This is a genomic window from Nocardia sp. NPDC051570 (assembly GCF_044454005.1).
Lineage (GTDB): Bacteria > Actinomycetota > Actinomycetes > Mycobacteriales > Mycobacteriaceae > Nocardia.
Genome location: NZ_JBITDI010000015.1, coordinates 52,631 through 70,737, shown reverse-complemented (window position 1 = coordinate 70,737; position 18,107 = coordinate 52,631). Strand labels below are relative to the sequence as shown.

22 protein-coding genes are annotated in these 18,107 nt (G+C 66.3%); 13 read left to right on the top strand and 9 right to left on the bottom strand.

What is annotated here, in order from left to right:
- The first annotated feature begins 21 nt into the window (after window positions 1-21).
- The 7 genes from ACIA76_RS31640 (at window position 22) to ACIA76_RS31610 (ending at window position 5,616) form a co-directional block, all read left to right on the top strand.
- Window positions 22-1,455 carry a lipase family protein gene (locus tag ACIA76_RS31640; RefSeq protein WP_397157164.1) on the top strand — a complete coding sequence of 478 codons (1,434 nt, stop codon included), beginning with the start codon at window positions 22-24 and terminating at the stop codon, window positions 1,453-1,455.
- A gap of 118 nt (window positions 1,456-1,573) precedes the next feature.
- Window positions 1,574-1,966, top strand: a complete 393-nt coding sequence (locus ACIA76_RS31635) for a hypothetical protein (protein WP_397157162.1) — start codon at window positions 1,574-1,576, stop codon at window positions 1,964-1,966.
- Complete coding sequence (locus tag ACIA76_RS31630; protein WP_397157160.1) at window positions 1,963-2,523, top strand: hypothetical protein; 561 nt, start codon at window positions 1,963-1,965, stop codon at window positions 2,521-2,523. The genes ACIA76_RS31635 and ACIA76_RS31630 overlap by 4 nt, the downstream gene beginning before the upstream one ends.
- A complete protein-coding gene (locus ACIA76_RS31625; RefSeq protein WP_397157159.1) occupies window positions 2,523-3,230 on the top strand; it encodes an ESX secretion-associated protein EspG in 708 nt (235 codons plus the stop codon). Before ACIA76_RS31630 ends, ACIA76_RS31625 begins: the two co-directional genes overlap by 1 nt.
- Before the next feature lie 31 nt (window positions 3,231-3,261).
- Complete coding sequence (locus ACIA76_RS31620) at window positions 3,262-4,110, top strand: polyphosphate kinase 2 family protein (RefSeq protein WP_397157157.1); 849 nt, start codon at window positions 3,262-3,264, stop codon at window positions 4,108-4,110.
- 160 nt (window positions 4,111-4,270) lie between these two features.
- Window positions 4,271-5,053 (top strand): DsbA family protein, encoded by a 783-nt coding sequence (locus ACIA76_RS31615; RefSeq protein ID WP_397157155.1) that lies wholly within the window; start codon window positions 4,271-4,273, stop codon window positions 5,051-5,053.
- Window positions 5,050-5,616, top strand: coding sequence for a vitamin K epoxide reductase family protein (locus tag ACIA76_RS31610; RefSeq protein ID WP_397157153.1), 567 nt, complete (start codon window positions 5,050-5,052; stop codon window positions 5,614-5,616). Before ACIA76_RS31615 ends, ACIA76_RS31610 begins: the two co-directional genes overlap by 4 nt.
- Here the strand turns inward: ACIA76_RS31610 and ACIA76_RS31605 are convergent.
- Window positions 5,613-6,740, bottom strand: a complete 1,128-nt coding sequence (locus ACIA76_RS31605; protein ID WP_397157151.1) for a S1C family serine protease — start codon at window positions 6,738-6,740, stop codon at window positions 5,613-5,615. The two genes, ACIA76_RS31610 and ACIA76_RS31605, sit on opposite strands and share 4 nt — an antisense overlap.
- 88 nt (window positions 6,741-6,828) lie before the next feature.
- On the bottom strand, window positions 6,829-7,578 hold the full coding sequence (locus ACIA76_RS31600) for a ZIP family metal transporter (protein ID WP_397157149.1): 750 nt from the start codon (window positions 7,576-7,578) through the stop codon (window positions 6,829-6,831).
- Window positions 7,579-7,668: 90 nt separating this feature from the next.
- On the opposite strand from ACIA76_RS31600, the gene ACIA76_RS31595 reads away from it, so the two are divergent.
- The 4 genes from ACIA76_RS31595 to ACIA76_RS31580 all read left to right on the top strand — a co-directional run bounded on the left by ACIA76_RS31595 (window position 7,669) and on the right by ACIA76_RS31580 (window position 11,427).
- The gene (locus tag ACIA76_RS31595) at window positions 7,669-8,721 is read left to right on the top strand and encodes an NAD(P)-dependent alcohol dehydrogenase (protein WP_397157147.1); all 1,053 of its coding nucleotides are present in this window, start codon (window positions 7,669-7,671) and stop codon (window positions 8,719-8,721) included.
- Between the two features lie 91 nt (window positions 8,722-8,812).
- On the top strand, window positions 8,813-9,571 hold the full coding sequence (locus tag ACIA76_RS31590; protein WP_397157145.1) for an SDR family oxidoreductase: 759 nt from the start codon (window positions 8,813-8,815) through the stop codon (window positions 9,569-9,571).
- 104 nt (window positions 9,572-9,675) lie between these two features.
- A complete protein-coding gene (locus ACIA76_RS31585) occupies window positions 9,676-10,713 on the top strand; it encodes a M48 family metallopeptidase (protein ID WP_397157143.1) in 1,038 nt (345 codons plus the stop codon).
- Window positions 10,714-10,743: 30 nt separating this feature from the next.
- Window positions 10,744-11,427, top strand: a complete 684-nt coding sequence (locus tag ACIA76_RS31580) for a GAP family protein (RefSeq protein ID WP_397157141.1) — start codon at window positions 10,744-10,746, stop codon at window positions 11,425-11,427.
- A gap of 27 nt (window positions 11,428-11,454) precedes the next feature.
- Here ACIA76_RS31580 and ACIA76_RS31575 read toward each other — a convergent pair whose 3' ends face one another.
- Together ACIA76_RS31575 and ACIA76_RS31570 are read right to left on the bottom strand one after the other, a co-directional pair.
- The gene (locus ACIA76_RS31575; RefSeq protein WP_397157139.1) at window positions 11,455-11,589 is read right to left on the bottom strand and encodes a DUF397 domain-containing protein; all 135 of its coding nucleotides are present in this window, start codon (window positions 11,587-11,589) and stop codon (window positions 11,455-11,457) included.
- On the bottom strand, window positions 11,586-12,488 hold the full coding sequence (locus tag ACIA76_RS31570) for a helix-turn-helix domain-containing protein (RefSeq protein WP_397157137.1): 903 nt from the start codon (window positions 12,486-12,488) through the stop codon (window positions 11,586-11,588). Before ACIA76_RS31570 ends, ACIA76_RS31575 begins: the two co-directional genes overlap by 4 nt.
- A gap of 180 nt (window positions 12,489-12,668) precedes the next feature.
- Here ACIA76_RS31570 and ACIA76_RS31565 point away from each other — a divergent pair, with 180 nt between their 5' ends.
- Together ACIA76_RS31565 and ACIA76_RS31560 are read left to right on the top strand one after the other, a co-directional pair.
- Window positions 12,669-12,905, top strand: coding sequence for a hypothetical protein (locus ACIA76_RS31565; RefSeq protein WP_397157135.1), 237 nt, complete (start codon window positions 12,669-12,671; stop codon window positions 12,903-12,905).
- Window positions 12,906-13,070: 165 nt separating this feature from the next.
- Window positions 13,071-13,559 (top strand): DUF4383 domain-containing protein, encoded by a 489-nt coding sequence (locus ACIA76_RS31560; protein ID WP_397157133.1) that lies wholly within the window; start codon window positions 13,071-13,073, stop codon window positions 13,557-13,559.
- A gap of 29 nt (window positions 13,560-13,588) precedes the next feature.
- On the opposite strand, the gene ACIA76_RS31555 is transcribed toward ACIA76_RS31560, so the two are convergent.
- The 5 genes from ACIA76_RS31555 to ACIA76_RS31535 all read right to left on the bottom strand — a co-directional run bounded on the left by ACIA76_RS31555 (window position 13,589) and on the right by ACIA76_RS31535 (window position 18,082).
- Entirely contained in the window at window positions 13,589-14,266 is a 678-nt protein-coding gene (locus ACIA76_RS31555) for a hypothetical protein (protein WP_397157131.1), read from the bottom strand.
- 13 nt (window positions 14,267-14,279) lie between these two features.
- Window positions 14,280-14,552, bottom strand: coding sequence for a hypothetical protein (locus ACIA76_RS31550; protein ID WP_397157129.1), 273 nt, complete (start codon window positions 14,550-14,552; stop codon window positions 14,280-14,282).
- The gene (locus ACIA76_RS31545) at window positions 14,549-15,289 is read right to left on the bottom strand and encodes an esterase/lipase family protein (protein ID WP_397157127.1); all 741 of its coding nucleotides are present in this window, start codon (window positions 15,287-15,289) and stop codon (window positions 14,549-14,551) included. Before ACIA76_RS31545 ends, ACIA76_RS31550 begins: the two co-directional genes overlap by 4 nt.
- Window positions 15,290-15,574: 285 nt before the next feature.
- Window positions 15,575-16,519: a glycosyl hydrolase family 32 gene (locus tag ACIA76_RS31540; protein ID WP_397157125.1), complete on the bottom strand. Its 945-nt coding sequence runs from the start codon at window positions 16,517-16,519 to the stop codon at window positions 15,575-15,577.
- Window positions 16,520-16,534: 15 nt separating this feature from the next.
- Window positions 16,535-18,082, bottom strand: coding sequence for a glycoside hydrolase family 172 protein (locus ACIA76_RS31535; RefSeq protein WP_397157123.1), 1,548 nt, complete (start codon window positions 18,080-18,082; stop codon window positions 16,535-16,537).
- Window positions 18,083-18,107 lie beyond the last annotated feature (25 nt).

The following is an 18,107-nucleotide window of genomic DNA, read 5'->3' as shown; positions in this document are numbered from 1 at the left end:
CGGAGCAGGGAGGGGTGGGGCATGGCAGTCACTATCGGTTGCCGATGGGGCTCGGCGACAATGGTTCTCGCGATCTGCGCGGCCGCGCTCTCCGGCGCGGCGCAGCTCGCGCCCATGGCCGCGGCACAGCCTGAAACATCAACCAGCACAGGCGATTACACCGATATCGCACAGGGCGACGACGACTCCTTCTACACCCCGCCCGCGGGCTACGAGAACACCGCGCCCGGCACGGTGCTGCGCAGCAGGCCGGTCGTGGTGAAGGCGCTGGAGCTGTTCCCGGTTCGCGCTCAAAGCTGGCAATTGCTCTATCGCACCACCGATTCCGACGGCAGTCCCTATGCCTCCGTGACTACCGTCATGATCCCGCAGGGACCGGCGCGGCCGCGGCCGCTGCTGTCCTACAACATGGCCTACGATTCGATCCAGCGCGCCTGCATGCCCTCCTATTCGCTGGTCAACAGCAATCCACTCGATATCCTCGATACCGCGAAACAGTCCGGATGGGCGCTACCGCCCATGGAATTCGCGCTCACCGCGGCCGGACTGGCGCAGGGCTGGGCGGTCTCGGTTCCGGACGCCGCGGGCATCGACAACCACTTCCTCACCCCGCGCGTGATGGGCTACACCGTCCTCGACGGCATCCGCGCCGCGGAGCATTTCACCCCGCTGGGCCTGCCCGGCACCGCCACCCGCACCGCGATGTGGGGCTATTCGGGCGGCGGCATCACCACCGACTGGGCCGCCGAACTGCAACCGGAGTACGCGCCGGAGCTCGATCTCGCCGGAGCCGTCCTGGGCGCTCCCGTCAACGATTTCGAGGGCGCGCTGCGCGCGGTGAACGGCCGCCTGCTCGGCGGCCTCGCCCCGATCGGCGTCGCGGCGCTGGCCAAGGACTCCCCAGAACTCGCCGCCACCATCGACCACTATCTGACCCCCGAGGGCCGGGCCGTCATCGCCGCCGCGGGCCGCGAATGCGCCCCCGAGACCGTGCTGAAGAACCTGTTCCGCCGCTCCGATCAACTCATGATCGCCCCGATGGATCAGGTCCTGGCCGATCCGACCCTGGCCGCGGCACTGCGGGCCCGCGCCCGCGGATTCGCCACACCCACGGCCCCGCTCTATGTGGTGAACGGCCTGAACGACGAGGTCAGTCCCATTGCCGCCGTGGACAATCTGGTCGACGGATTCTGCGCCGGCGGCGCCTCGGTGACCTATACCCGCGACGCCCTGCCCGATCTGGTCAGCGACCACACCATCATCGCCCTGACCGCCGCCGGTCCCGCCTTCGCCTGGCTCGACCGCGTGCTGTCCGGCCACACCCCGCCCGCGGGCTGCACGACCACCACGGTCGCCTCCACCCTGGTCGACCCGTCCGGCCGCAGCGCCCTGCCCGGCTTCGCCGCCGCCCTCGTCCAGACGATGCTCGGAATCGCCTTGGGCGCAGGCAGTTAGACAACCCTCGCGGTCGCAATGGTGTGCCGAGTCACAGCGGCGACCCCGGGCGCATCCGATCATGGTCGGGTAAGGTCGCGAACCGGGGCCGGGGGCGGTGACTGGAAAGGGAGCAGCAGTGGGGGTTCCGGAGACCGGACAGCAGGGTGCCCGCGATCTGTACCGCGCGGCAACGCGTTCGGAGGGATCGGTCTTCGAAATCGCCGAGGATGTGGCCCGCAATCTGGCCGCGGCCTGTGACCGCCTCGTCGACGATCTGCAGCGCGCCCACGGCGCCGAACTGCGGGTCGCCGATCTCACCGGCTTCCCGAATCTGCCCTCCGGCCGCGCCCTGACCCGCGGCTTCGCCGGAAAGAGCCGCGAATTCCTGGACACCATCACGGCGTATCAACAGACCGCGCTGCTGTTCAAGGCCGCCTATCTGGCCGCGGGCAAACGCTTCGACGATGCCGAGGCCGCCAACCGCGCCGCCGTGGAGCTGCTCGCCGTGCGGTCGGGGGACCATCTGTGACCCCCGCCGATGTCGATCCGCCCTATGTGCCGGATCGAGAGGTCTTCGGCGCCTTCACCCATCAGGAGATCTGGGATCTGGTGCACGAGGCGCTCGATCCCGCGGCGCTGGGCCGGATCGCCGATTCCTGGCGTCGCCAGGCCGAACTCGTCGGCGAGGCCTTCCGCGTCTTCTCCGATTCGGTCAACGGTGAGCTCGCGCGCTGGCGCGGCCAGACCCAGGACGTCGCCCAGCGGACCACCCGCGAATTCGTCGACCGCGGCCTGGCGCTGCCCGATGTCTGCGATACCCTGCAGCGCCTCATGGCCGCCAATGCCGAAGCGGCGCAATCCATTCGAGACGCCATCCCGCCCCCGCCGCCACCCTATCGGCCGCTGACGGATCCGACGGCCGAGGCCGTGCACGGCGGACAGCGCCGGATGGCCCACGACCTGGCCGCCGCGGCCGCGCTCGCCGATGCCCGCGACGTGCTCACCCATGTCTACAACCCGACCCTGCCCGCCTCCGGGGATCGCGTACCCCGGTTCGCTCCGGCGTCGAGCTGGGGGCGTGCGTAGTGAAGTGGGTTCTCACCCCGGACGAGTTCACCCACGTCTGGGCCGCCGAGACCGGATTGGATCGACGGCCTTATCCCGTGAACATGACCCCGGCGACGACCACGCGCACCGAATCCGAGTACGCCGCACTGGGTTTGCGGCACCGCTACGCCCGCAATACCGATGCGGATCTGACCGCGGCGCTGCTGCTGTGCGCCCGCACCGACGCGACCACGATCACGATCTCCGGCGAGCGGACCGGCGCCGATCCGGAGCGGATCCTGGCCTTCGCGTCCGTGGTGAATCAGCACGCCGGAATCCTGATCGGCCGTCCCGACGCGGTGGTCGTCCTGATCTGCCACGCCCGCGCCGTCGGCGCCGAACTGGTCGAGGTGATCGGCTCCGCGCCGCCGGGCGGGGGCGGGACCATGCGCGAGCCGCAGGAGGCGGTGCTGGACCCGGAGGGTAAGCCGCCCTATCGCACGCACGGCCATCGCAATGCGGCCCGCTTCCGGCGAAAACTCCGCGATCCGGTCGATTCGCGCGGCTTCATCACCGTCACCGCCGCACCGGATAACCCGATGTCGCCCCCGACCCGCCACCGCACCTGGCTCGACTTCACCGGCGACGGCCGCTATCTGCTCACCACCGCCGCCGATCTCACCCTCACTCCCGTCGCCGACAGCGACCTCGCCTCCCAATTGACCCGCCTGGCCTGCATCCAGTGATTCCGGCCCGACACAGGCCATACTCGCTTGCATGCCCAAATCTCCTCGACCCGGTTCGATCATCAAGGCGCTGCGCGCCGACGGTGTGAAGGTCGGCGATCTCGACACCTCGGCCACCCCCGGATACAAGGGCGCCAAGGCCGACGGTGAGAAGTTGCTCGACGAGCGCACCCAGGTGCTGTCGGATCTGCAGGAAATGCTCTATGCCAACGGCCGTTCCGGCGATCCCCGCAGCGTGCTGCTGGTGCTGCAGGGCATGGACACCGCGGGCAAGGGCGGCATCGTGCGGCATGTCATCGGCTCGGTGGATCCGCAGGGCGTCGATCACGCGGCCTTCGGCGTGCCGACCGCGGAGGAGAAGCGGCACCACTACCTGTGGCGTATTCGGCGAAAGCTGCCGCGCGGCGGCCAGATCGGCGTCTTCGATCGCTCCCACTACGAGGACGTGCTGGTGGTGCGTGTCCATGAGCTGGTCCCGCCGGAAGTGTGGGACAAGCGCTACGACGAGATCAACAAGTTCGAGGCCAAACTCGTCGAGGCAGGTACCACGATCGTGAAGGTGGCCATGTTCGTCTCCCTGGACGAACAGCGCAAACGCCTGGCGCAGCGCCTGGAACGACCCGACAAGTATTGGAAGTTCAACCCCGGCGATATCGACGAGCGCGCCTACTGGCCCGCCTATCAGGACGCCTACCAAGCCGTGCTCGACCGCACCTCCACCGAGTACGCGCCCTGGCATGTCATACCCGCCGACCGGAAGTGGTACTCCCGCCTGGCCGTCACCGAACTGCTCATAGATGCCCTGCAGGGCCTCGAATTGACCTGGCCGAAGGCCCAATTCGATGTCGAGGAACAGAAGCGCCGCCTCGCCGACGGATAGGGGTCGATACATCCGTCGAACATGAAGTTCTGATTGCATGAAGTTCTGATTGGAATCTCAGGTTCGCCGGTAATCATTGTGCGGGCGCGACGTCCGTTCCGTTGCGCCCGTACGATCGGGGCGGCACGGTACGAGGGTCCTCACGAAACAGGAAGGCGTGGTGAACTCGAAGGTGAGCAGGAATCCGCGAGGTAAGAACGCGTTGGCATCGGTGAAAGGCACCGACCGCAAGCGCACCATCCTCATCCAAGTGGGTGTGGCGGTCGTGCTGATCGGCCTCATCGCCGCCATCGGGATCAGTATCGCGGTCCGTAGCGCCGAGAAGAACGATCCCGGACCCACGCCGGCCATCGCCGCGCAGCCCGCGACCCCCGACGGCGTCACCGGTTCCATCACCGACAACGGTTCGATCCGGATCAGCAAGCCCGGCGCCAAGACGGTCGTCCGCGTGGTCGCCGACCTGCAGTGCCCGGCCTGCCAGGCGTTCGAGGCCGCCAACAGCCAGGCGCTCGAGGATGCGGTCGCCTCCGGTAACGCGGCGGTCGAATACAACATCATCGCGTTCCTGGATCCGAACTCCGGCGGCAACACCCGCTACTCCTCGCGCGCGGCCAATGCGGCGTACTGCGTCGCGGGTAGCGATCCGACCAAGTTCCAGCCCTGGCTGGCGAACATGTACAAGCAGCAGCCCCCTGAGGGCGCCGGCGGCCTGCCCAACGACAAGCTGGTCCAGATCGCCAAGGACAACGGGTACACCGATCCCGCTGTCGCACAGTGCATCACCGACGACAAGTACGACAAGTACGTCCAGAAGGTCACCAAGGACGCACTGAACAGCGGCATCCATCAGACGCCCACCATCTTCGTCAACGGCCAGCAGCTGCAGGGTCAGGACCTCATGCCCGACACCTTCAAGCAGAAGATCGAGGCCGTGGCGAAGTGATCGGCACACCTGCTCGCTCCGCCTGGCTGCTGCTGATCGGCGGCCTCGCGGGCTGGATAGCCGCGGTCACGCTGACCGTCGAGCGGTTCAAACTGTTCGAGAATCCCGACTACCACCCGTCCTGCAGTATCAATCCGATCCTGTCCTGCGGTTCGGTGATGGCCACGCATCAGGCGCAGGTCTTCGGATTCCCGAATCCGATGATCGGCATCGTCGGATTCTCGGTCGTGGTCACCATTGCGGTGCTCGCCATCGCGGGAGTCGGCCTGCCCCAATGGTTCTGGGGCGGACTGTGGCTGGGTCTGCTGGTCGGCATGGGATTCATCTTCTGGCTGATCTTCCAGAGCCTCTACCGCATCAACGCGCTGTGCCCGTACTGCATGGTGGTGTGGGTGGCCACGCCGATCCTGTTCGCCGTGACCACCGATCAGCTGTGGGGCGCCTCGCGCGGGCCGCTGCGGATCCTCGCGGAGTGGCGCTGGACCTTCGTGGCCGTGTTCTACGCGGTCGTGGTGCTGCTGGTATTCCTGCGCTTCCAGAACTACTGGCTGTCGCTGTTCTAATTGGGCGGCCCGACGGCAAGCGCCACCGCGAGCGCGCGGTGTGAGCCGTCGGGTTCGGCCAGATCCAGGCGTACGGTGTCGGCGGGTTTGCGCACGTTCAGCGCCGCCTTCAGCGCCTGCACCGAGGTGATCACGCGGCCGTCGACGGCCGTGATCACCTCGCCCGCGGTCAATCCGGCCAGATATGCGGGCTGCCCGTACAGGGCGACATCGATGCGCGCCCCGGCGAGCTGTCCGGCATCGGAGGTGAGCACCCCGAGCGTCGCGGTCGGACCGACGTGCACCGTATCCGTCGGTGTGCCCGAACGGATTTGGCGAATCACCGACATGGCCGTATCGATCGGCACCGCATAACCGCTGGCCCGCCCGGCCGCCCGGGCCACCTCCCCCGACGACGCCGTGATCACACCCACCACCGCGCCGTATCGATCCACCAGCGCCCCACCGGATTGTCCGGAGGCCACCGGCGCGGCCACCTCGATCATGCCGGTGAGCTGTTTGCGCGACAGATCGGCCGCATCGCGCGCGACGATCGAACTGCTCAGTGACGTCACACTTCCCGGCGTGACCGTCGGCGATCCGGTGCCGCCCGCATTGCCGATCGCGAGGATCTCATCGCCGAGGCGCAGTCCCGCCGAACTGCCGACCCGTGCCACCGGCAATCCGATCGCCCCGGGCAGCGACAGCAGCGCGATATCGGCGGTCGCGTCGTAACCCAGGACGGTCGCGGGATAGTCGTGGCCATTGCCCAGATCCCCGACGGTAATGACATCCGCGCCCTTGACCACGTGATGACTGGTCAGCACCTGCCCGTCGGCGGTGAGCACGATCCCGGTCCCGGCGGCGCTGATCCCGCTGGGCCGGATCGAGACGTTGATGTTCACCAGCTGCGGCTCGACATCGGCGGCGACCACGGCCGAATCCATCGGCGGCAGCGGCGGCCCGAGCAGTGTGGCCGAGGAGTCGCCGACCCCGAAGGCCCAGCGCGGCAACTGATCTCGATATCCGAAGAGCACCGCAGCCGTGAGCAGCGCGGCCAGCACGAGTGCGGCCACCCGGCCCGGCCGACCGGTACGAGTCGACTCCGCACTGTTCGCATCGGCAGTATCCGTGCCGTCGTACATCGACACCACCTCCGCCTCGTGCGTAGCCGCAGGCCTATCGGCGATTGTGCTTCTATGTGTACCAAAACAAGTGGTCCGTGTCGCGGAATCAATGACTCAGTACGGATACGGCGAACATGAGCGCCGCACCCGCGATCGTGCACAGCAGCACCCAGCGCGACGGTGTGCCCGCATGAGCCTCGGGCAGGATGTCACTGGTCGCGAGATAGAGCAGAAACCCCGCGAAGTAGCCCAGATACAGCCCGGCCAGTGTCGCGGGCACATGAATCAGCGTCCCGATCAGCGCGCCGACCACCGGCGCGAGCGCGTCCAGCCACAGCAGCGCGACCGCCCGCCGACGCGCGTAGCCGTACAACGTCGGAATCGTGAAGGCGTTGAATCCGTCGGCGAAGTCGTGACAGATCACCGCGATCGCCAGCGAGGCGCCCAGCGCGGTCCCGGCCTGGAAGCCGACGCCGATGCTCAATCCGTCGAGCATGCTGTGGAAGATCAGGCCGCCCGCGGCGAACAGGCCCACCGACTGGAAACCATGGGTGTGCGCACCGAATTGGTGTTCGTGGCCGACATGCACGGCCATCTCCTGCTCGATGATGTGCACGGTGAAGAAGCCGACCACGCTCGCGATCAGGGCGCCGGGCACCCCGGCCACCTCGTCGTGTGATTCGGCCAACGCATCCGGCAGCAGATCGAAGGCGACCACGCCGAGCATGACGCCCGCGGCCAGGCCGAGCACCAAACGCTTACGCTCCCCGATCCGGGCCGCCACGAAACCGCCCACCAGGGTCGAACACATCGAGACCAGGGCCAGCAGAATCGCCATCCGATCAGCATCGGACACGGTCACAGCCTCGGCGGGCATATCCGACCGGCCAGTCGTCTATCTCTCGATAGTTTGCAAACTCAACTATGCGAGAGTAGGCATGAACGCATGACCACAGCTGCCGCGTATGCCATTTCTACGCCCGAAGGTCGATTCGCCAAGACCTCCATCGAGCGCCGTGAACTCGGCCCCCACGACGTACTGATCGACATCAAGTACGCCGGCATCTGCCACTCCGATATCCACACCGCCCGCAACGAATGGCACGGCACCACCTATCCGTGCGTGCCCGGCCACGAGATCGCCGGACTCGTCGCCGCCGTCGGTTCCGCGGTGACCAAGCACAAGGTCGGCGACCGGGTCGGCGTCGGCTGCATGGTGGATTCCTGTGGCGAGTGCCGGTTCTGCCTCGCGGGCGAGGAGCAGGTCTGCGAGCGCGGCACCACGATGACCTACAACACCAAGGTGTCCGAGGAGTACCAGCCCGGCGGGGTCACCTTCGGCGGCTACTCCACCCAGGTCGTGGTGACCGAGACCTTCGTCCTGTCCATCCCCGACGGCATCTCCCTCGAACAGGCCGCGCCGCTGTTGTGCGCGGGCATCACGCTGTATTCGCCGCTGCGCCGCTGGAATGCGGGCCCCGGCAAGAAGGTCGCGATCATCGGCATGGGCGGCCTGGGCCACGTCGGCGTCAAGATCGCCGCCGCGATGGGCGCGGAGGTGACCGTCCTGAGCACTTCGCTGAGCAAGCAGGAGGACGGCCTGCGCTTCGGCGCGAAGGACTACTACGCGACCAAGGATCGGCAGACCTTCCGCGATCTGCGCGGCCGCTTCGACCTGATCCTGAACACGGTCTCGGCGGAACTGCCCATCGACGAATACATGAAGCTGCTCGACCTCGACGGCACCCTGGTCATCCTGGGCCTGCCCGATAACGACCTCTCGGTCGGCCCGTTCACCCTCGCGGGTTACCGTCGCGCCCTGGCGGGTTCGATGATCGGCGGCATTCCGGAGACCCAGGAGATGCTCGACTTCTGCGCCGAGCACAACATCGGCGCCGAGATCGAGATCATCGCCGCCGATCGGATCGATGAGGCCTACGACCGCGCCGTCGCCAGCGACGTCCGCTACCGCTTCGTCATCGATACCGCGACCATGTGAAAAACGGCCGCGCACACCGCGACCTGTGTGCGCGGCTCCCAGGAGAACGGCGGCCTCCCGCGGCACGGTCGGCGGGCGAAGAGTGGTCGACATGCAGATCGAAGACACGACCACTACCCCTAAGACCGTGCTCGTCACGGGAGCCAGCAGCGGAATCGGCGCGGCCGTCGCCGCCCGGCTGATCGGCGAGGGACATCATGTGATCGCGGGCGCCCGCCGCCTCGACCGCCTGCACGCCCTCGCCGAGCACACCGCGGCGGCCGCGGCCGAATCCGGCGGCAGCCTGCATCCGGTCCGGCTCGACGTGACCGATCGCGCGCAGGTCGAGGAGTTCGTCGCGCTGGCGCGGGAGCGAACCGGCCGCATCGACGTCCTCGTCGGCAACGCCGGGGTCATGCCGCTGTCGCGGCTGGACTCGCTGCTGGTCGACGAATGGGACCGGATGATCGATGTGAACATCCGCGGCCTGCTTCATGGAATCGCCGCGGCCCTACCGCATTTCACCGCCCAGGGCGCGGGCCACTTCGTCACGATCGCCAGCATCGGCGCCCATCAGGTCGTCCCGACCAGCGCGGTGTATTCGGGTACCAAGTACGCCGCCTGGGCGATCACCGAGGGCCTGCGCCAGGAATGCGACCCCACCATCCGCGTCACCACCATCTCCCCCGGCGTGGTCACCTCCGAACTCGCGGACTCGATCACCGAATCCGGCGCGGCCGAGGCGATGCGCACCTACCGCGCCCACGCGATCCCCCCGACCGCCATCGCCGCGGCCGTCTCCTACGCCCTCGCCCAACCGTCCGATGTCGACGTGAACGAGATCATCGTGCGCCCCGCGCGCAGGGGGTGACAGACCGGGAGTAACTCCTTACCCTGTCGTTGCCGATGAGATGAGGGGATCGCATTCCGCCATCGGGGCGGGTGGACGATCGGCGATGAAACGGGGAGCAGCAGATGAACAGCAGTCCAGACCGGATCCGGCGCACGTTTCCGGGGATCAGTACGCGCGCTTGGGAACACCCCGCCGACCGCACCGCCCTGGTGATGTTGCGGTCGTTGAGCGGATTCGACACCGTGTTGCGCATTCTGTCGGGGCTACTCAGGGAACGTCAGCATCGGCTGATGTATCTGGCGACCGCGGTTCGGGTCGACGAGCGGCAGTTCGCGACGTTGCACGAGTTGCGGGCGGACTGTGTGCGCGTGCTGGACGCGCCGGTCACGCCGGAGATGTTCGTCGTGCAGGATCCGCAGGTCAATGCCTTCACCGTCGGTATGGACGCGCCGTTCATCGTGCTCACCACCGGACTGGTCGATCTGCTCGATCCCGAGGAGCTGCGATTCATCGTCGGCCATGAGCTGGGGCATGCGATGTCCGGACATGCGGTGTATCGGACGATGCTCATGCATCTGCTGCGGCTGGCGAGTTCGATCGGCTGGATGCCGGTGGGCGGCTGGGCATTACGGGCGATCGTGGCCGCGCTGATGGAGTGGAGCCGCAAATCCGAACTGTCCGGCGACCGGGCCGGACTGCTGTGCGGACAGGATGTCGAGGCGTCGGTACGGGTGCATATGAAGCTGGCGGGCGGTGCGATGGTCCACGAGATGAATCACGCCGCCTTCCTCGAACAGGCCGACGACTACGACCGCACCGGTGATCTGCGCGACGGCGTGCTGAAACTGCTGAATCTCGAGCTGCAGTCGCATCCGTTCTCGGTACTGCGCGCCGCCGAACTGCGCCGCTGGATCACCGGCGGCGACTACGACCGGATCCTCGGCGGCACCTACCCGCTGCGCGAGAACGACAAGGAAACCCGCCTCGGCGACGAGATCCGCGAGGCGGCCCGCACCTACCGCCAGGACTTCGACCAATCGGAGGATCCGCTCATCCGCACGGTACGCAACCTCGGCAACGATGTCGCGAGCGTAGTGAGCACCGTGGGACATGAAGTGAGCGAGACGGTTTCGAAGATCGGCGAGCGACTGGGCTTCTAGAACCGCCTGGCCGGTACATTCGATGGAACGATGCTGATCTTCCTCGTGGCGCTGGCCGGATTCGCGTTCCTCGATTCACTGGACCTCCTGCTCGTCGGCGTCACCTCCGCGGTGATCGTCGACAGCAGGCTGGCCCGCCGCTCCCCGATTCCCGGCGCGCTGAGCTTCCTCGCCGGAGTCTTCGCGGTCACAACCACTTTCGGCATCTGCACGGTCCTGGGCCTGGGCTTCCTCACGGACCTGATCGATATCGAGATAACCCCCACGATCCGCTATTGGGGCGAACTCGTCGCCGGAATCGTCCTGCTGATCCTCGGCACGGTCCGCCTATCCGGCGGACCGGCCGCGGTACCGGACCGAATTCTCGAGGCCCGCCGACGCCCGGGGCTCCTGGCCTTGCTCGGCGCGGCCATCGGTCTGGGCCAGGCCCCCACGGCCGTCCCCTACCTGGCCGCTTTGGCCATGCTCTCCACGCGCGACCCACGACCGGCGCTGTGGCCGTTGATCATCGTCGCCTACTGCATAATCGCTTTGATCCCACCGGTACTCGTGCTCATCGCCGCCACCCTACGGTCGGCCCGAGCGCGTCGCGTCTACCGCGCGCTCATGCGAGCGCTCACGCGCTTCGGGCCGCCGTCGATCCGAATCCTGTTGCTGGTCTTCGGGTTTGTGCTGGTTATCGATGCGCTGTGGAACTACGCGGCGCTGTGGTGAAGGCGTCCCATTCGGTTGAGGTGAAGATCAAGGCCGGCCGGTGGGGTTCTTGGAATCGCGGATGGCTGTCTCGCCGTTGGGGAGCCAGGCGACCTCGACGCACTCGCTCTCACCACCGCTGTGGCTGCTCTTGAACCAACCGATCCCGGCCTGATCACTCATCGTTCATAGCTCCTTGCCGCCCGCCTCAGCAGGTCTCGCGATTGCTGTTCGTTAAGGGCAACTGCTCTGGCGACGGATACCAGCTCGCGATAGCGATCGATATCGCCTTTCCGATGGAGGAACAGATCACGCGCATCGCCCTTTTCTAGATATGCGACTGACGGTGCAACACTCCGGCCCCTGGAGTTCGCCTCGAAGTCGAAGATTACGAATGGTCCGATCAATAGCCCTCGCGGGCACCCGGCAGAGAACGGAACTATGCGAATAGTAACGTTCGACCGCTTACCCATCTCTGCCAGATGATGCAACTGCGCGCGCATGATGTGTCGATTGCCGATGATACGATGCAGAGCCGATTCATGAAGCAGGACATCCAATTCCACTGGTTGAGCCCTGCGAGTCACGATCGCCTGCCTTTTCATTCGAACATTGACTCGTTGCTCTATCTCCTCGAGAGTCTCCTCATAGTAGTAGGAGCCGATCAATACCCGCGCATAGTCTGCAGTCTGCAGCAGTCCCGGCACGATCTCGTTACAGTCGGTGATCCGACTCGCGATCCGTTCCAGATCTATGCACAAGCCGATGGTGAACTTATGTCTCTGCACCCCGCTGAATCCGGTACACCAGGCATCATCCTTGGCTTGCTCGGCTAATTCGATTGCGCGAGCAGTCTCCTCGGGGTCTACCTCATAGATCTCACACAGCGCCCGGACATCGTTCGTCCGGTACTTCTTCTTCAAACTCGCCGTTTCCAAGCGCTGGAGGGCGGTCTTGCTCAGCTCCGCCAATCGCGCGGCCCGCTGAAGAGTCAACCCGATACCCTCTCGCTTGTCGCGGAGGAAGCGCCCCAGCTCCCGCTGGGCAAGGGTTGATGGTTGATCGTCATCGGCGTTGGACATGTATCTACTACCCCCTACGGAAGTGGACCGTTCACGTATCCAGCGCGGTACGCACTCTACTCCTGATACGGACCGCTTCCTGCGGTTTCACCCGAAACCTCTTCGGACAGACCGATCTTCCCGATTCCACCCGGCACCCCGTGATCCCCTGATCCCGTCAGCGAACGAAAGGGGGACGGCGTGAACGGAATCCACCGAACGGAAGTCGACGGCGTGGAGGCAGTCTGGCGATGGGCCCTGCACCGACTCGAAATCCTGTCGGTACGCAATGCCGCCGACGGCACGGCGGTCGCGACCTTCGAGACCGGCCGACATCCCGACCTCGCGTCGGCCCGCGAATTCCTCCCGGAGTTCACCCCACTCTGGGACGCCGTACGCCACCAGTTCTGGACCGCATTCAAAGGAGGTGGTGCATAGAACGCAACTCCGCAATGGCATCCCCGCGGTGCAAGATCCAGCGCAACCACACCGACCACCGCGGGGGTGTCGAATCATCCGGGCGGAAGATCATCCCTTGACTAAGCCGATCGACTCAGACGATACTTCCGTCCAGTTCTAAGTCGACCGACTTAGCAGAATCCGATGCTCAGGAATGCCATGCCGACCTATGACACCCTCCGCGCCGCGATCCTGCGCTATGTCACCGCGGTCCTGGGTTCGCCGCTGCAGTTGTTCGTCTTCGTCATCGGGGCCTGGTTCACCGCCAACGGCGTCATCGCCTTCGGCATCTATCCCGATATGGCCTTCGGCGGGCAGATGAACTCCTGCACCATCCAGTTCCTCGGTTTCATCCCCGTCACCGTCAACGGCTGGCACGCCCTGTTCCATCTACTCACCGGCCTGGCCGGTCTCGTCCTTGCGCCACAACGCAATCGGGCCTTCGCCTACACCTGGACCTGCGGCCCGTTCTATCTACTCGTCGCCGCACTCGGATTCCTCGGCGGCCACAATGTCCTACATCTGATGGCGGTCGACACCTTCGGCAATATCGTGCACACCATCGAGGGCGGTCTCATCCTCCTGGTCGGCGCGCTCGCCGCGCTACGTCGGTCGAACGATCGGCTGCCCTGATCCGGCGCTGGTCGCTCGACGACGCGGGGCTACAGGCCCAGACAGGCGGGGATCACGGGTATCCAGCTCATCAGCAGCGCCGCCGCCAGGATCCCGAACAGGATGCCCCCGAAGAAGGGAATCATGTTGAGCGGGATCAGGATCACGACGAGCAGTGTCGCGAGGATCGCGGTCGCGGCCACGGCCCAGCAGCCCGGGCCCAGCAGGATCTCCTTCGCCGCGATATCGCGGGCGGCGGCGCGCAACCGGTCGGCGGACAGGGCGCGCGTCATCGGGGGGCGTGCGTCGATCCGAGTCGTCACCGCCGCCGACCCGTCCGAGCCCGGGGCAAGGCTCGTCTCGATGTGATGGGCGACCGTCCCGTCGGCATCGAACAGCACCGCGACAGCGCCGCGCGTATCGCCGAGGGGGGTGATCGTCGCCGCTCGCCCGGCCGATAGCCGGTACGCCGAGGTGCCGTCCCAATCCGCCGCTCGCACAATGGAAATCGGTATGCCGCGGGCCGACGCGACCAGCTTGTCCCGTGCTGGTCCCCGCAGCGGCGTCAGCTGCGCGGCGGTATCGCGGATGGTGTCCAGGATCTGGGCATCGCTCGCCTCGGCATCATCGGCGGGCGCGGCGGCGGCGGGCTGTATCGCGCCGATCGTCACGACCACCGCCGTCAGAACACCGGGCAGCATCGGGCGGCACCGACTGCGTATACCCATGTCGCACTCCTGTTTACGTCGAATGGACGGGCGTGCGCGGCCGAGGACGTTCGTACAGTTCCGCGCCACGGAGGACCGGGGCGTCGAGACGACGCGAGATCCGCTCGAAACCGGTCCGCACCGGTCGCGGCGCCGACCGGCGGCGGAACCAGCGAGAGATGCGGCCGAAGGACCAACCCGCACTCAGCCAGGCCACCGGGATCAGGCACAGCAGTGGCACGAGCGGGAACAGGCACGGCCGCGGCAACGGTGTGGTGGCGCGAGGGTCGAACGAATTCGAACTCATGCGGCGCAAGACAGCTCCTGATAGGAGGGATCGAGGGCGTGTTTGACCAGGCGAATGACGGTGGGCGACTGCGGTAGTCGGCCGTGATCGGTGTTATCGGTCGAGCAGAACGATTGCACCCACAGGTTTTCCACGACCGCACCCGGGCCGGGACGCATGAATGCGGATTCCGGTGGCGTGGAGACCTCGTCGACCCGGGTGGCGATCACCGTATAGTGCACACCCGGTTCGGTATCACCACCGGCATTGAGACGATGCAGGAATTCGCTGCCGATGACCTGCTGGGCGGCGGCGGTGCCGAGGACCGCGCCGACCATTCGATCGATCGGCCCGTCGGAACTGCCCAGATGGACGACGCGGCCCATATCCAGAGCGGTGGTGCCGTGATTGGTCGCCGCGATCAGCACCGCGTTGCGCACCTTGTTCTCCTCGGGTACGGCCGGATTCGCCCCGCCCTCGAAGCGCAGATACTGCCGGGCGACGACGCCGCCCTGCGAATGCGCCACGATATCGACCCGGGCCGAATTCGTCGCGGCGCGAACCTTTTCCACGAATACGGCGAGTTCCTTCGCGGAGGCGCGAATATCGCCGGTGCCGTAGACGCCCGGGCGGTCGCCCCAGATGCTGGAGGTGTCGCGACCGTAGTTGAGCGAATAGACGCAATATCCCGACGAGCGCAGTTCGGGCGCGAGCACATCCCAGGAGTTCTGATTACCCCAGGTGCCGTGCACGAGCACGACCGGTTCCGGATGCAGTGCCCGAGGTGCGCATTGCCAGTCATTAGCCCCAGGTGGGGAAGAGCTTCCATCCGCAGGGTGTTCCATCGACTCGACCGGATCCGCCGATGCCTCGCCGACCGTGACCACCGTGCAACAACATAGTGCGACAACGAATACCACCAGCGACCGCATCGACCATCCCTTCCATGCCGAAGAGAAGTAACGATTCGTTAGCCGATGCTAGGCGTAAACCGGTGAAAACTCGCGCAGGCGGCGCTCGAAACGCCTGGGCCGATTCAGAAGTCAGTCCGCATGCCACCTCAGCGGCGCGATGGAGACCCCGCCCTGTCCCCAGCCCGCGGAACTGACCCAGTATCGGCCGTTGTCCTCGATGACCTCGGCCGCATGGGCATCGATATGACCGGCCCGCGCTCCGGTATCGAAATGCCATGGGCTATCGCTGGAGAAGACATCGGTGCCCACATAATCCTCGCGCGGGCCGATGAACAGATACCACAGGCCGTCATGCTGGATGACGAACGGCGATTCCGTGGGGCCGCCCGCATTGCCCACCGACGGATCGGTGAACGCGATACTGCGCTCACTCCAATGCCGCAGGTCGTCGCTGGTCCGATAGGCGACGATATGGTTGCCGCCGATCGGCAGCGAGGTCGCGGTGTAGTACATCACCCAGCCGCCGTCGACGCGGGCGACCATGGGATCGCGGGCGTCATAACCATCCCGGAAGAGCGGACCGGCCGGGTCGCGGGTCCAATTCTCGAGATCGGTCGAGGTCGCGAGGCTGATCGCCGACATGCTGCCGACCGGCCCGCCGCCCGAGTAGAACATGTAATACGTGCCGTCATTGAATATGACATGTGGTGCCCACAAATGGGTTTCACCGTAGACGCGGTCGTATCGGCGATCGACCGTCAATGCCGCGGGCCGTCTGGTCCACGGTCCGCTCAGCTGCTTCGCGGTCGCGTGCGCGAGCGTCGTTTCACCGTAGGGCGCGGCGGGTTCGGTATGAGTGCTCCCGAACATGTGCCAGAGACCCTCGGACTTGTCGAAGACGAAGGTGTGATCGTTGATGTACCACTGCTTGGCCTCACCCTCGCTCGGGTCGTACACCTCGGTGAAGGTCCCCGCCGATACTCGTTCCGGCCGGGGCGCGGTATCCGCGATGGCGGGAGTATTGCTCGTGGATATGCCGACGGTTATCAGCAAGGCCGCCAGGAGAACCCGCACTCGAACCTCTTTCCGCTAGTTGTAGAGAAAGGCGGTGGAGCTGTAATCGGCCTGTTCGTTGTCGTGCACGGGCCCGTGTTCGATGCCGAAACGCAGCCGGGTCAGGTAGTCGACGGATTCGGCGAGCATCAATCGGTAGGCGGTCACGCAATAGCCCTCGCAGCCCGACGCCGTCGTGCGCTCGGTGGACGCCCCGGTGAGCGGCAGGCTGAAGTTGCGCGCGGCACCGAAGGATCCGCCGAAATACCAACCGCCCTCGTAGAAATCCTCGGTGCCGGTGCCGGGTATCTGCGGGGACGGCGACCCGTCGACATAGACCCTCTCGTTCCCCTCGAGGTAATCCGGCCGGTGGCCGTTCATCGTGTGGCTGACCCCCACGAACTTGCCGTGCCCGACCTCGTCGGCGAACAGCCAATCCCGGCCGGGCACAGTCGGTCCCGCATTCGATCGAGTGGTGAAATGACCCGCGGCACCGAAGGCCAGGGCCGAGGCCCACTGCGGATCCGAATCGGTGACCACCTCGGTCTCGAGGCCATCGATCGGGTCGCCGCCGGTATTCTCCAGACTCACCGACACGCTGCCCGCGAACGGCATCGGCCACCAGGCCGACACCCAGCCGCCCGGTTGCGGATCCGCCGCGAACAGCAGCGAACGCACCGGGGCGACGTCGTCCGGGCCTCGGCCCAGCCCGAAGAACTCGCCCACCGGCGAATCGACCGATTCCCTTCCGTCGAAGGCGATTCGAAGCCGCAGCGCGGTGAACGCGTCCCGGGTCGGCAGGCGCAGTCGCAGCGCCGACACCATGCCGGATCCGAACGATTGGGCGATGGTCGTGCGCGAACCCGCGGGCACGGCGACGGTGCGGCGATCCCGCCGGGCATTCGGCGCGGGCGGTTTCGGATCATGGCTGCCCGCCGACCGCAGCATGGCCAGCACATCGGTGGCCGGATCGGCCGGATCGAAGGTCGCCAGGCCGATCCCGGTCACGAAATGGCGATAGGTGACGTGGTAGTACTGCACCTGGTTCTGCACGCTGACCCGCATCGACTCGCGATAGGGCATCGGCACCTTGATGTAGACCCCGCCCGGCGACTGATCCGCGTTGGCCACCAAGGGAAACGCGAACGGCGCGCCCAGCTTGCCGTCGACCACCGACTGCAGCGGCGCGTTCACCACGGTTCGCCCATCCACCTCGATACGAAGATCACCCAGGACGGACACATCGCCCTCGTTGATGGTGAACCAGATCGAATCGATCTCGCCCGCGCCCTGATCCGCGGCGACCACACATCCCGCGCCGCCGGTGCCGACGCATCCGCCCGCACCGTCGTCGTTATTGCCGCTGCGGTCGTAGCTGGAACTCTGCAGCGTCTGCGCGCCGATGCCCAGATACGGCAGCCGATCCAGCTGCCGATACGTATCCCATCCGGCCATCACCCCCGGAAGCGGTTCCGTCGCATGCCCCTCGGCGGGCCGAACGAGCACCGCCCCCGAAATCCCCAACCCGCCCACCAGCATCCACACCACCGCGCGTACGAGCGATCTACCCCGACCATCGAGCACGACCAAACCTCCTGTGGACAATCGC